Annotated in this window: 14 protein-coding genes; 9 read left to right on the top strand and 5 right to left on the bottom strand. The window is 58.4% G+C overall.

Annotated elements, in window-relative coordinates; all coding sequences use genetic code 11:
* Positions 1–98 precede the first annotated feature (98 nt).
* From ABD842_RS15920 to glmM, 5 genes are all read right to left on the bottom strand, one after another.
* On the bottom strand, positions 99–782 hold the full coding sequence (locus tag ABD842_RS15920; RefSeq protein WP_345116076.1) for a hypothetical protein: 684 nt from the start codon (positions 780–782) through the stop codon (positions 99–101).
* A gap of 215 nt (positions 783–997) precedes the next feature.
* On the bottom strand, positions 998–1,531 hold the full coding sequence (locus ABD842_RS15915; protein WP_345116073.1) for a PRC-barrel domain-containing protein: 534 nt from the start codon (positions 1,529–1,531) through the stop codon (positions 998–1,000).
* Between the two features lie 37 nt (positions 1,532–1,568).
* Positions 1,569–2,237: a hypothetical protein gene (locus tag ABD842_RS15910; RefSeq protein ID WP_345116070.1), complete on the bottom strand. Its 669-nt coding sequence runs from the start codon at positions 2,235–2,237 to the stop codon at positions 1,569–1,571.
* A 173-nt stretch (positions 2,238–2,410) separates the two neighbouring features.
* Complete coding sequence (locus ABD842_RS15905; RefSeq protein WP_345116068.1) at positions 2,411–3,595, bottom strand: cysteine desulfurase family protein; 1,185 nt, start codon at positions 3,593–3,595, stop codon at positions 2,411–2,413.
* 163 nt (positions 3,596–3,758) lie between these two features.
* The gene (gene glmM, locus ABD842_RS15900; protein WP_345116065.1) at positions 3,759–5,147 is read right to left on the bottom strand and encodes a phosphoglucosamine mutase; all 1,389 of its coding nucleotides are present in this window, start codon (positions 5,145–5,147) and stop codon (positions 3,759–3,761) included.
* 166 nt (positions 5,148–5,313) lie between these two features.
* Between glmM and mazG the strand changes: the two genes are divergently transcribed.
* The 9 genes from mazG to ABD842_RS15855 all read left to right on the top strand — a co-directional run bounded on the left by mazG (position 5,314) and on the right by ABD842_RS15855 (position 13,511).
* Positions 5,314–6,153, top strand: coding sequence for a nucleoside triphosphate pyrophosphohydrolase (gene mazG, locus ABD842_RS15895; RefSeq protein WP_345116062.1), 840 nt, complete (start codon positions 5,314–5,316; stop codon positions 6,151–6,153).
* 283 nt (positions 6,154–6,436) lie between these two features.
* Positions 6,437–7,291: a MotA/TolQ/ExbB proton channel family protein gene (locus ABD842_RS15890; RefSeq protein ID WP_425553199.1), complete on the top strand. Its 855-nt coding sequence runs from the start codon at positions 6,437–6,439 to the stop codon at positions 7,289–7,291.
* A 69-nt stretch (positions 7,292–7,360) separates the two neighbouring features.
* Positions 7,361–7,984 (top strand): ExbD/TolR family protein, encoded by a 624-nt coding sequence (locus tag ABD842_RS15885; RefSeq protein WP_345116058.1) that lies wholly within the window; start codon positions 7,361–7,363, stop codon positions 7,982–7,984.
* 12 nt (positions 7,985–7,996) lie between these two features.
* Positions 7,997–8,524: an ExbD/TolR family protein gene (locus tag ABD842_RS15880; RefSeq protein WP_345116055.1), complete on the top strand. Its 528-nt coding sequence runs from the start codon at positions 7,997–7,999 to the stop codon at positions 8,522–8,524.
* The gene (locus tag ABD842_RS15875) at positions 8,521–9,348 is read left to right on the top strand and encodes an energy transducer TonB (RefSeq protein WP_345116052.1); all 828 of its coding nucleotides are present in this window, start codon (positions 8,521–8,523) and stop codon (positions 9,346–9,348) included. Before ABD842_RS15880 ends, ABD842_RS15875 begins: the two co-directional genes overlap by 4 nt.
* Before the next feature lie 243 nt (positions 9,349–9,591).
* Positions 9,592–10,407: an energy transducer TonB gene (locus ABD842_RS15870; protein WP_345116049.1), complete on the top strand. Its 816-nt coding sequence runs from the start codon at positions 9,592–9,594 to the stop codon at positions 10,405–10,407.
* Between the two features lie 216 nt (positions 10,408–10,623).
* A complete protein-coding gene (locus ABD842_RS15865) occupies positions 10,624–10,878 on the top strand; it encodes a hypothetical protein (protein ID WP_345116046.1) in 255 nt (84 codons plus the stop codon).
* Entirely contained in the window at positions 10,868–11,830 is a 963-nt protein-coding gene (locus ABD842_RS15860) for a PstS family phosphate ABC transporter substrate-binding protein (protein ID WP_345116044.1), read from the top strand. Before ABD842_RS15865 ends, ABD842_RS15860 begins: the two co-directional genes overlap by 11 nt.
* A gap of 151 nt (positions 11,831–11,981) precedes the next feature.
* Positions 11,982–13,511 carry a tetratricopeptide repeat protein gene (locus ABD842_RS15855; RefSeq protein ID WP_345116041.1) on the top strand — a complete coding sequence of 510 codons (1,530 nt, stop codon included), beginning with the start codon at positions 11,982–11,984 and terminating at the stop codon, positions 13,509–13,511.
* Positions 13,512–13,581: the final 70 nt, after the last annotated feature.

Genomic DNA, 13,581 nt, shown 5'->3' with positions numbered 1-13,581 from the left:
GTGCCCAATGATTATCGGTGAGCAACGTACGGTCAGCATTCATCTTGAAAATAAGCCTATTACGACTTTGCCATGCCGAACGTTCTTGAGAACACGCCCTAGCCCACTTTTGGGGTAAGCGGCGCGGCCAGAGACTGCTGGGCGCCGGCCGGCCGGGAAAGCTGCCACTGCAGCCCCAGCCCGACCACAAACCGGCTGACGTTGGCCGCATCCGGGCGGTTGAGCAGCAGGTTGGCTCCGCCGCTGACCATCATCTGGCCGTGCTGGCCGACGTCGAAGCCGAACTGGCCGGCTGGCTGCAGATAATATACCTGCTGGCCGTCCAGATTTACGGGGCTGTAGCCGTTTGGCACTGCCGGATAAGGTCCTTCCCGCAGCCGGGAGAAGTAAGCCCCGTTGACCCGCACCGCGAAGCTCACCGTGACGGGTTGCAGATAGCGGCTGATGGTAGGCTGCACATAAGCCTGCGCGTAGCGTGACTGAAACCGGCGGCCGTCCGAGTCGATAAAGGCCAGGTTGACGGAGGTGAAGCCCGAGCGTCCTCCGCCGGCGCCGGCACCGGCGTGCAGGGTGAACCTGGTTTGCGGAGCCAGCCGCCAGCCGTAGCCCGCCCCGGCTTCGGCCGCAAACAGCCGCCGCTCCTTCAGGGGTCGGATATCGGCGAGCAGGTGAGCCGTCAGCGTCCAGCTCTCAGTCAGGGCGTAGGCCGTTTGCAGCGCAGCCCCGGTTGTACTCGCGTGCAGCAGACTGCTCACGTCACCCCGATGGCCCAGCGTTGGCATATGCATGCGGGGTAAAGGGCGCCAGCGTTGGCGCACAGCCGCTGCTGAGCCCGGCCAGTACGGGCAGCAGCCGGGGCAGCAAAGAGGTATTGCGCATAGAAAAACCCGCCATAAACTCCCGGATTCGACCTGGTTTGCAACGCGGTATGAGAGCCGGAGGCAGCTCACCTTGAGCTGATTTTGTGATTCGGGCAGCCGGCAAATCGGTGGCGGTATTACTGATGCAAAGCCCCTTGCCCAGGCTGGTCGTCGTGGGGCCGGGTTTCAGCCGAGCCCGGGCGGCGGCGCTGATAGAAGCGCTGCTCGTTGTAGGAATCCTGGTCGTAGAAGTTGGCCGTACCCACGGCGGGCAGCGGCAGCTGCAGGGAGCGAAGCATGGCTTCCTCATACTCCCGGGTAATCTGAATTTCGACGTAGGGCGGGTAGTCCAGCACTGAGTCGGTGGTCAGGGAGGTGACGAAGACATTGTCGCCATCTTCGTCGAGGGCGGCCACGCCGATGGGCAGCAGGATGTGCCGCTCCCGCTCATTCAGCTGCAGCGCCGAATCCAGCTCCACATCGAGGTAGCGCGCTTGCAAAGCGTCTACGTCGACAATGAGCTCGAAGACCTCCCCAAATTTTTTGCCGTCGCCGCCGCGTACCGACCAGCCCCGCACGTCGGGGCTGCCATCGGCTACTTCAAACTCGGACAGGTCGCGCAGGCGGCGCAGGTGCAGGCCGTCGGCCGCGGGAATAGCAGTGGTTTCCATACAGAAGCAGTAGCGGATTGGATACGGGCGGCCGGGCTTACGCGGCCGGCTGACTCAGGGTGCGCACAATTTCGGCGGCCTTGGTGAAAAAGCTCTGCAGCTGAGCCTGGTCCTCCGTCGTCTGCCGGCCCGACAGCTGGCGGGCCTGCTCGTTCAGCTCGCCTACGGGTCCTTCCAGGTCGGGGTAGGCTTTCTGCTGCATGGCCTGCAGCAAGGCCGTAGCGGCTACCAGGCCCGGCTTCAGGCTGGCGTTGGCCTCACTGAGGCGGCTGGTGGCGCTGGTCAGGTCGTTGCGCTTTTCACTCACGGCCGGGTCACGCAGGTCGGCGCGGTCGGCCAGGTCGGAGAGGGTGGCGCTGAGCATGCGCAGCCCCCGGCGGCCGTAGTCGGGGGCGGCCGCTTCGGTGGTGGCAAAGCTGGCCAGCTCATCGGCCGAAACCGGGGCTTCTTCGGCGGCCATATCGGCTACTGCGGCATTGCCGGAGCCATCAGCGGGCGGAGGCGTGGCGCGGGCAATGGCTTCTGCCTCCGCATCCGTTACGGGCGTGCTGGCACTGGTGGGAGCCGTTGCCGGGGCAGCCGGCGCCGCGCCGGTATCGGAGCGGAGGAAAAAATACGCAATCAGGCCCAGTACGGCCAGCGCCAATAGCACGAGCAGCCAGGGGCTCGGGGAAGATTTCTTTCGTTGAATGTTGATTTCGGCCATGCGAGCAAACAGGTTAAGCAGAGGGCTGCCACCGTCGGCAGCCCGTTATTGCCGAATAATACGCATTCCGCCACAGTTGGTAGACCGGCTGCCCCGGCGGCCAGCGGCGGCGGTGGCGCAAAGCCGGGTAATCCGGCGCTTCGACTGACAGCTCTTGGCGGCGTAAGAGCCGCTTACGCCGAAACCTTGCGGTACATTTTCGCCAGCTGCTCCACGGCAAAGTCCACCTCGGCTTCGGTGTTGTACTTGCTCATCGAAAAGCGGATGGCGCCCCGGCCGGGGTCGCAGCCCAGCGCCGTCAGCACGTGGGAGCCGGTGTTGGCGCCGCTGCTGCACGCCGAGCCCCCCGATACCGAGACGTGGTTGATGTCGAGGTTGAAGAGCAGCATCTCATTCATTTCCGACGGCGGCAGGCTCACGTTCAGCACGGTGTACAGGCTTTGGTCGGTCACGGCGGAGTGGCCGTTGAAATCCACGTCGTCGATTTCGGCCGTCAGCCGCGCAATAAACCGGTCTTTGAGCCCCTGGATGTAGCGCTGGTGGTCGGCCATCTGGCTACAGGCAATTTCCAGCGCCTTGGCCAGCCCCACGATGCCGTACACATTCTCGGTGCCGGCGCGCACGTTGCGCTCCTGGGCCCCGCCGTGGATGAGCGGGCTGGCCTGCACGCCCGAGCGGCGGTACAGGAAGCCCACGCCTTTGGGCCCGTGAAACTTGTGGGCGGACCCCACCAGAAAGTGATTTTTCAGCTGCTGCACATCGATTCGGTAGTGGCCCATGGTCTGCACCGTATCGGTGTGAAACACGGCCTCATGCCGGGCGCAGATGTCGCCGATGGTCTGAATGTCGTTCAGGTTGCCGATTTCGTTGTTGGCGTGCATCAGGCTCACAAACGTGCGCGGCTGCGCGGCCAGCAGCTGATCCAGATGCTCCAGGTCCAGGCGGCCCCGCTCGTCGTGGCGCACGTAGCTGAGCTGCACGTACCCGTTTTTTTCCAGCGCCTGCAGCGTGTGCAGCACGGCATGGTGCTCCAGCGGCGACGTTATAGCGTGCTGCACGCCCAGCTGCCGGACGCTGCCAAAAGCGGCGTAGTTGTCGCCTTCCGTGCCCCCCGAGGTGAACGTGATTTCGGCCGGGGAGGCATTGATCAGGTGGGCAATGGTTTTGCGCGCATTCTCAATGGCCGCCCGCACTTTGCGCCCGTGCCCGTGGATGCTGCTGGGGTTGCCAAAATGCTCCCGCATAAAAGGCAGCATCGTTTCCAGCACTTCCGGGTCCAGGGGCGTGGTGGCAGCGTTGTCGAAGTAAGCAGCCGTGGGGGCGGCGGCCGGTGCGGACGAGTCGGGGGTGGAAAACATACCGGGCGGCAGTTAGGAGGGTGGAGTACCGCGGACGGCACGGCACAAAAATAAAGGATTCCGGCGGGCCCGCCGGAATCCTTTAGTGTAGGGACTGGAAAAGCGCCGCAAAAAGCCGGCGGTGGTTTGCCGAACCTGACCTTCGGCCAGGCTAGCTCCGCGCTTAGGCCGAAATAATTTCCTTGATGTCGGCAATGATTTTGTTGGCCAGATGGTCGGCAGTGGCATTCGAGTCCGACTCGGCATAAATCCGGATGATGGGCTCCGTGTTCGACTTGCGCAGGTGAACCCACTCCTTATCGAACTCGATTTTTACGCCGTCGATGGTGTTTACCGGCTGCTTGGCGTAGCGAGCTTCCATTTGGCGCAGTACCAGATCGGTATCGATTTCCGGCGTCAGCTCGATCTTGTTCTTCGAAATAAAGTAGCTCGGGTACGAGGCCCGCAGCCGGGTCATGGTCAGACCCGTCTTGGCCAGATGACTCAAAAACAGCGCAATACCCACGAGCGAGTCGCGGCCGTAGTGCAGCTCGGGGTAGATAATGCCGCCGTTGCCCTCACCCCCGATAATGGCGTTGGTTTCCTTCATCTTGGTTACCACATTCACCTCGCCCACGGCGGCGGCGGCGTAGCTGCCACCGGCCTTTTCAGTCACGTCGCGCAGGGCCCGGGTGCTGCTCAGGTTGCTCACGGTGTTGCCCCCGCCGTTCTGCTGCAGCACGTAGTCGGCCACGGCCACCAGCGTGTATTCCTCGCCGAACATGGTGCCGTCCTCATTCACCAGCGCCAGGCGGTCCACGTCGGGATCCACCACGATGCCCACGTCGAAAGAGCCTTTCTCCATGGTCTTGGCAATTTCGCGCAGGTTCTCGGGCAGCGGCTCGGGGTTGTGGGCAAAGTCGCCGGTCGGCTCGCAAAACAGTTTTTCGATGCTTTCCACGCCCAGCGCCTCCAGCAGCAGCGGCACGGCAAAGCCCCCGCAGGAGTTGACGGCGTCCACGACTACCCGAAATTTCTTGGCCTTGATGGCGGCCACATCGACCAGCGGCAGCCGCAGAATGGCGTCGATGTGCTGCTGCAGAAACGTGTCGTCGGTCGAATACCGCCCCAGCTTGGTCACGGGCGCAAAATTGAACGCTTCCGTGTCGCCGAGCTGCAGCACCAGCTTGCCGTCCTCGTCGGAAATGAATTCGCCCTTATCGTTGAGCAGCTTCAGCGCGTTCCATTGCTTGGGGTTGTGCGAAGCCGTCAGGATGATGCCGCCCCCGGCCTTTTTAGCCGGCACGGCCATTTCTACCGTGGGCGTGGTGCTCAGCCCCAGGTCGATAACGTCGATGCCGAGTCCTTGCAGGGTAGCGGCCACCAGCTTGCTCACCATCTCGCCGGAGATGCGCGCATCGCGCCCGATGACGATGGTATTGTTTTGCGTTTTGTCCAGTACCCAGGTACCAAAGGCCGCGGCATATTTTACCACGTCAAGTGGGGTCAGGCCTTCGCCGGCTACGCCGCCAATAGTGCCTCGGATGCCGGAAATCGATTTAATCAGTGCCACAGGTCAGGTCTATTTTGTCGTGACAAAAGTAGAGAAACCCGCCTGCTTTCCCTACGATATAGTGTTGGCAACACCCGGCGGCCGGTCAATTCTGCTGCGCTCAGAGCGTCACTGGCCGACAAACGAGCCCCGGCCAAACCCAGGGCCGTATATTTGGCTAATGGAAATGTCCCCTTCTCTACCCGACCGCCGCGCGGAGCAGCTGGCCGCTTTCGGCCGCCTGCTCGACGTGCTTGACCGCCTCCGGGCCGAATGTCCCTGGGACCGTAAGCAAACGATGCAGAGCCTGCGCCACCTCACGATCGAGGAAACCTACGAACTCTCCGACGCTATCCTGCGCGACGACCTGCCGGACGTGAAAAAGGAGCTGGGCGACGTAATGCTGCACCTGACGTTCTACGCCAAAATCGCTGCTGAAACCAACCAGTTCGACATTGCCGACGTGCTCAACGCCCAGTGCGAGAAGCTGATTTTCCGGCACCCGCACATCTACGGCGACGTAACGGTGCAGGACGAGGAAGACGTAAAGCGCAACTGGGAACAGCTGAAGCTCCAAGAAAAAGGGAATTCTTCCGTCCTGGGCGGAGTTCCGGTATCCTTACCGGCTTTGGTCAAGGCCATGCGCATCCAGGAAAAGGCCCGGGGCGCGGGCTTCGACTGGGAGCGGCAGGAGCAGGTGTGGGAGAAAGTGCAGGAGGAGCTGGCCGAGTTCGGGGATGAGTTTGCCCATGCCGACCCGGCCCGCCGGAACCAGGAGCGCGCTACGGCCGAGTTTGGTGACCTGCTTTTCTCCCTGGTCAACTTTGCCCGGTTTGCCAATATTAATCCTGAAGAGGCTTTGGAACGTACAAACCGAAAATTCATCCGGCGTTTTCAATTTCTGGAAACCGAAGCAGCCCGGGAGGGGCACCGCCTTGCCGACCTGAGCCTCGCACAGATGGATGTTTATTGGGAGCAGGCCAAAAAACTACCTTCTTCGGCATTACCAAACCAGCCGCCGGAATAGCCTTTTTTTTAGTTGCAAACCGCTTTAAAGCGTTTAAACGCATTTTTCATTTGGCAGCGCGTTGCTTTTTATTTAGGTTTGCCAAGGATAGACTGAATTCGCAAGGGGCCCCGCGCACGAGCAGACCCACGATTTCTGCCCCTTTCGGGAGCGGAGCGTGCGGGTGAGCGGGGCCGCCGTCGTCTTTAAGCATATCTACCCCAGTTGCTCACTTTTACCTACTTAATTCAACCTTTCACCACCAACCCACTAATTCTCCGGAACAATGGAACAAAAGAATGCAATGAACAAAAACGTGCGGCCCGCCGCTCCTGCAGCACCCCAAGGTGAAGCAAAAGGTGGGTCAGCGTTTGCTGCCATCGTGATTCCCCTCGCATTTGTTGTCTCAGTTATAGTTTACCTCTTCGTGTTTGGTAACGGCAGCAACTTCCAGGGTGGCGACAACGCAAACAACCCATTGCCCGGTAACTGGCTCGGTATCGTGTTCAAAGGTGGTCCGATCGTACCCCTGCTGCTCACCATGTTCCTGCTGGTATTCACGTTCTCGATTGAGCGTTTCCTGACCATCGGCCGGGCCAAAGGCACCAAAAGCATCGAGTCTTTTGTACGTACCATCCGTCAGAAGCTGAACGTAAACGACATCACCGGTGCCATTGCCGCCTGCGACCAGCAGAAAGGCTCGGTAGCCAACGTGGTGAAAGCCGGCCTGGGCAAGTACCAGGAGATGGCCCGTGAGCGTAACATGGAGAAAGAACAGAAAGTATTGGCCATCCAGAAAGAAATCGAGGAATCGACGGCTCTGGAGCTGCCAATGCTCGAGAAAAACCTCGTTATCCTCTCCACTTTGGCTTCTATCGCCACGCTGGTGGGTCTGTTGGGTACGGTATTCGGTATGATCAAGGCCTTCGCCGCTCTGGCCCAAGGTGGTGCTCCCGACGCAGTTGGCCTGGCCAACGGTATTTCGGAAGCTCTGATCAACACGGCTCTGGGTATCGGTACGTCGGCTCTGGCCATCGTAGCCTACAACTTCTTCACCAGCAAAATTGACGAGCTGACGTACAGCATCGACGAGGCTGGTTTCAGCATCATTCAGACCTTCGCCGCTCAGCACGGCGAAACGGAGCACCACTCGGCTTAAGTAGTGCCTAAGGCACTAAAAGCTAGTCGTTCTACGTTTCTGAATCATCGCTAATTAACCCCACCAGAAATGCCCAAAGTAAAGCCCCATAGAACGTCCCCTTCGTTGGATATGACTCCGATGGTGGACCTGGCATTCCTGCTGGTGACGTTCTTTATGCTCACCACCAAGTTTGCTCCCGAGGAAGCAGTGGTGGTGGACACGCCGTCGTCAACGTCCGAAATACGCCTGCCCGATTCCCACATCATCACCATTTCTGTGGACAAGGACAAGCGCGTATTCTTCGGGCTCGATGATACCAAACCCAAGCTGGCAATGTTGTCGCGGGTCGGAGCCAAATACGGGGTCACCTTCACGGCCGCCCAGGCAAAGACTTTCTCCAACCTGTCCAGCTTCGGAGTACCGGTGCAGCAGCTGCCCGATTTTCTGAGCCGCGACAATGAGCAGCGTAAAACCATCAAGCAGCCCGGCATCCCCGCCGACTCGCTCAACAATCAGTTTATCGATTGGGTGGTAGAGGCCCAGGCCGCCAGCCGTAAGGAGTTCAACAAGCCCGCCTACATCGCCATCAAAGGCGACGGCGACGCGGACGTACCCACGGTGAAAAGAATCATCAAGCTGCTGCAGGATAAGAACATCAACCGTTTCAACCTGATTACTGACTTGGAAGCCAAGCCAGTAGCCGGTCGATAACCCCGCAGAGCCATGTCAGAAGTACAACAACAAGACAAAGGAGGCGGAAAAGGCGGAAAAAAGAGAGCCAAAAAAATGTCGACCAAAATCGACATGACACCCATGGTGGACTTGGCCTTCCTGCTTCTCACCTTCTTCATGCTGACCACTACGTTCGCCAAGCCGACCATCATGCAGATGACGATGCCGGTGAAGCCGAAACCGGAGGATCCGCCCCAGGAACTTCCCGCTTCCAATGCTTTTACCATCGTGATGGACGAAGGCAACAAGATCTACTACTACGAAGGCCTCCTGAAGGAAGGCGAGCCAAAGCCCGAACTGGTTTCGACCAGCTACGCCGCTGATGGGATTCGGAAGGTTTTGCTGGAGCGCAAGCGTCGGAACCCCAAAACGGTGGTGCTGATCAAGCCGACCGACAAATCCAATTACAAGAACATGGTTGATATCCTCGACGAGATGAACATCACCGACCAGAAAAAGTACGCGCTGGTGGATATCTCGAAAGCGGATGAGGACCTCATTAAAACTTCTGGCAAATGATGGATAACACGCAACTGGCGCGTGCATCGTTCGACGACATCGTTTTTGAAGGCCGCAACAAGGCCTACGGAGCGTATGTTCTGCGGCGTTTGTACGGCAGCCACGTTACGCGGGCCCTTCTCATTGCAGTCGCCATTTTTGCCATTCTTGTCAGCTTCCCGCTCATCGCGCGGATGTTCTCTGACAACGAAATTAAGCAGGACGACAAGATGCTGAAGGTGAACGAGCTCATGGAGGCTCCACCGCTGGACGAAACCAAGCCCCCGCCCCCGCCGCCGCCCCCCGAGGCGCCGCCACCGCCGCCACCGAAGCTTTCCACCATCAAGTTTACCCCTCCGGTGGTGAAGAAGGATGAGGAAATCAAGAAGGTGGAGGAAATCCCGGATCAGGAAGAGCTGAAGGATAAAACCGTAGCTACCGTGACTGTGAAAGGCAATACCGACAACGCTGCTGACCTCAGCGGCCTGGAAGGTAAAGGCAACGAGGTAGTAGCGGAGGTTGTTGAGAACAAGGTATACACCTATGTGGAGCAGATGCCGGTATTCCCCGGCGGACAGGAAGCATTGCTCAAGTACATTGCTCAGAACATCAAATACCCCGCTCTGGCCCTGCGCAACCAGGTAGAAGGCAAGGTATTTATTGCCTTCGTGGTTGGCCCTGATGGGCAGGTTTCGGATGTGAAGATTCAAAAAGGCATTGGTGCCGGCTGCGACGAAGAAGCATCCCGGGTTATCAAGAACCTGCCGAAATTCGCTCCGGGCAAGCAGAACGGCCGGGCCGTAAGTGTTTCGTACACTGTCCCCGTAACGTTCGCCATCCGCTAAGCTTCCTTTACCTCCCCTACCTTGGGGTATCTATGAAAGACCCAAATCAGCTTACGAGCTGGTTTGGGTCTTTTTTTTGTCGAAAAAAAAGCAGGTCTGGTCGAAAAGCGGCTTAGGGGCTGCACTAGGAGCTACAAGGGTTCCGTTGCCTACCTGAAAGCCATCCGGAACCCGCGGCAGGTTGGGGAATGGCTTGGGTAATCAGCAGTTCACAATCATCTTTTCACCTTTAGCCCCTATCCCATGAACACCATGCAACTGAGTACCGCTTCTCTGGACGATATCGTCTTCGAGGGCCGCAACCAATCTTACGGCGCCTATGTGTTGCGCCGGGTTTACAGCCGCCACCTGGTCGCGGGCCTCACTTTTTCGGTTGTGCTCTGCCTGTTGCTGGTCAGCCTTCCGGTACTGATCCAGCGCTTGTGGCCGGCCGTCGTGGTAGTGCCCCCGATTCCCGTGCTTGGCGATATAGTTCTGGAGCGCTACGACCTGCCCAAAGAGGTAGCACCACCGGCTGAGCAGCACGCCGTGGTAGTTGCCCCACCCAAGGTGGCTGTTCCTACCACCGTAGTGAAGGATCCGCTTGTCAAGCCCAAGGACGAAGTGGAACAGATCAGCACTGTTGATCCGGATGCGGTGACTGGACCAGTAGCCATAGCGGGCGTAGCCGGCCCGGCCGTTGTCAATGGCCCGGGTACGGCGCCGGGCATCGACTCTAACGTGGCGGTAACACCGCCCCCTGCCCAGCCATTTATTCACGCGGAAGTAATGCCGGAGTTTGCCGGGGGCCTGGAAGCCCTGCGGCAGTATATGCAGCGCAACCTGCACTACCCGCGGCAGGCGCTGGCGGCGGGTGTTTCGGGCAAAGTTTTCGTGTCTTTTACCGTACAGGCCAGCGGCGCCATTTCCGACGTGCAAGTGTTGAAGGGACTCGGCTACGGTACCGATGAGGAAGCCGCCCGGGTAATCAAAGCCATGCCCACCTGGACGCCCGGTCGGCAGAACAGCCACGCAGTAGCCGTGCGCTACACGTTGCCCATTACTTTTCACTACGAATAGTGGTGGATAGCCTGAAATAATTTGACAGCAGTATATTTGCTGAAGATGGTTTTTTGCCAGTCAGAAATCAGCCGGTCGACTCCAGACCGGCTGATTTCTGACTTTTTCATAGCTACCAATAGGGCCCAATGACCTGCCAACCTGCTCCTGAACGAACAATCGGGGCGCGTTTTTACGTTGTAGCGGTAGTTCACTGACTTATTTCTTCTTCATTGTATGCTTGATCGTCCTACTACGGATGAGCGCCTGGGTAAATCTCCCCAGCGTTTGGTGCCTTACTTCCTACTGGTAATGGCTGTCATTTACATGGGCCTGGGCGTCTTCTTATGGGTGGCCAACGGGCTGGTTGTTCTGCCGGTAGGTACCCGCCGGATTCTGGGCACTGTTTTCCTGATATATGGAATCATTAGATTTGTCCGCACCTATGGCCAGCATTTCAAACGCAAACCCACCTATGATGATGAGCAGTAATTTGTGGATCAAGAGCATTGCGCTGGCCGCCACCGGCTTGCTGCTGATTGGCTGCAATACGGGCGGCACTTCGGCTGATGCCGCTGAAACGGACACCACCACCAGCGGCAAAATCAGCATCAGCGTGGACGAGACGTTTGCGCCGATTCTGACGTCGCAGGTCGATACCTTCCAGAAGCTGTACCAGGCAGCCAAGATTCAGGCGGCCTACAAGCCTGAGCAGGCCGTTATTCAGGATCTGCTCGACAACAAGGCCCGCGTAATCGTGGTGGCCCGGCAGCTGACGCCGAGTGAGCAGGCCGTGTTTGATCAGCTCAAGCTGGTGCCGCGGACTATCAAGCTGGCAACCGATGGCTTGGCCATTATTGTGCATCCTAGCAACGCGGATTCGTTGCTGACCACGGCCCAGCTGCGCGACATTTTCACGGGCAAAACCGCCGAATGGAGCCAGGTGAGCGGCAAGAAGAAGCTGGGAGCCATCAACGTCGTATTTGATGCCAACCGCTCCAGCACGGCCCGTTACGTGCAGGACTCGGTGACGCGGGGCGTTCCGCTTACTCAACGGGTATTTGCTGCCAAATCGAACCCTGCTTTGCTCGATTACGTTGCTACACATCCCAGTGCAATCGGTATAGTAGGTGCCAACTGGATCAGTGACCGGGATGATGCCGCCGTACAAAGCTTCCTGAAGCGGGTTCGGGTTGTGGGCATCAGCTCAAACCCCAATCCGCAGAAGGCCGACGACTATGTGCAGCCCTACCAGGCCTACATGGCGCTCAAAACGTACCCGCTGCGCCGGGAGGTATACCTAATCAGTCGGGAGGCACGTGCTGGTCTTGGCACCGGTTTTGCATCCTTTGCGGCAGGCAACAAAGGCCAGCTTATCATTCTCAAATCGGGGCTGGTGCCGGCGGTCGGCCAAACGCGGATCATCAATACCAATAAGCTTTAGGCTTCTTTCTCTCCCCTTTCCACAAGCTTTTTCACCAAACCTTTTGCTCATGAAGTTCAAGCCCTGGAAGCTCTCGCTCCTCGTTGCCTTGTCTGTTTCCGGCTCTGCCGCTTTCGCTCAGAACACCACGAGTGCTCAAAAATCAATTGAATTGGAACGCTATAACGAAGCCCGGGCGGCTTTGCTCAAGCAAGGCCAGGCAGCTGACGCCTCGTTCCAATTAGGTCGTTTGTACCAGATGCGCGCCATGCCGGATTCGGCCGCATATTACTTCAACCGGGTTCCGTTGAATCCTAAGGATGCTACCAGCCTGGTAGCCGCCGGCCGGGCCGCTTTGGCGCAAGGCAAGATGGCAGAAGCCGAAATTCAGTTCGACAATGCCGTTAAGATCAGCAAGGGTAAAGATGCCAAAGTGCTGACCATGATTGCCCAGGCCTACGCTGAGTCCGACGTGAAGGACGTTACCAAGGCCCTTAGCTACATCGATGCTGCTCAGAAGGCCAATAAGGGCAAGGATGACGCCGCGCTGATGATTGCCCGGGGTGACGTTTACCTGAAGCAGGAAACCGGGGGCGGCGAGGCTATGTCGAGCTACGAGCGGGCTTCGCTGGCCAATCCGAATGACGCTTTGTCGTACTATCGCAAAGGGCAGTTGAACGTTCGTTCGCGCAACTACAATGAGGCCCGCACTTCGTTCGAGAAGGCGCTGAGCCTCGACCCTAGCTACGCCCCGGCCCAGCGCGACTTGGCGGAAATGTACTTCTATGCCGGCAAATACGACGAGGCGCTGTCCGGCTTCCAGAAATACATGACTACCGCGGAGAAGACTCCCGATACCGATGCTAAGTATGCTTCGTTCCTGTTTCTGACGAAGAAGTATCCGGAAGCTCTGGTCGAAATAGACAAGGTGCTGGCCCGGGACGCCGACAACCTGACGATGAATCGTCTGCGGGCGTACTCGCTGTACGAAACCGGCAAGAATGACGAGGCTATTGTGGCCATGGACAAGTTCATGAAGATGGCGCCGGCGGGCAAGGTCCTGAAAGAGGACAACGTGTACTACGCCAAGATGCTGTCGAAGTCGGGTAAGGGTGAGCAAGGCATTGCGCTGCTGGAAAAGGCAGTTGCCGCTGACCCTACCAATGTTGACCTGCGCAAGGACCTGGCTAACGCCTATATGAGCAAGAAGGACTATCCTAATGCCATCAAGCAGTTCCAGATCCGCATGAAGGATGGCAAAGGCGATTTGGCCGACAACGTATTGCTGGCCCGTGCTTACGAGTCCAACAAGCAGTTCAGCCAGGCTGACAGCCTCTACAACGTAGTTATCGTAGCCCGTCCGACCTACGTGCCCGGCTACCAGATGCGGGCCCGGGTAAACTCTAACCTGGACCCGACTTCCAAGCTGGGTACGGCCAAGCCGTTCTACGAGAAGTATATCGAGGTAGCTTCGGCCAACGACCCGTCCAAGTACAAGGATGGTTTGATTGAAGCTAACAACTACCTGGGCTCCTACTACCTCTTTACCAAGAGCGACAAGGCTGCTGCGCTGCCCTACTACCAGCAGGTATTGGCTCTCGACCCGGGCAACAAAGACGCTACCATTGCCGTGAATGAAATAACCGGCAAGAACAAAGTGGCTCCGAAGGCTCCGGCCAAGAAGGCTCCGGCTAGAAAGTAACTCCGGTTCTTAATCGCTGTAAAAAGCCCCGCTACAAACGTAGCGGGGCTTTTTTTTGCTGACTGGGGCG

This window comes from Hymenobacter algoricola, from assembly GCF_039539525.1.
Classification (GTDB): domain Bacteria; phylum Bacteroidota; class Bacteroidia; order Cytophagales; family Hymenobacteraceae; genus Hymenobacter; species Hymenobacter algoricola.
The sequence above is the reverse complement of the archived record's forward strand: the minus strand, read 5'-3'. Positions and strand labels throughout refer to the sequence as shown.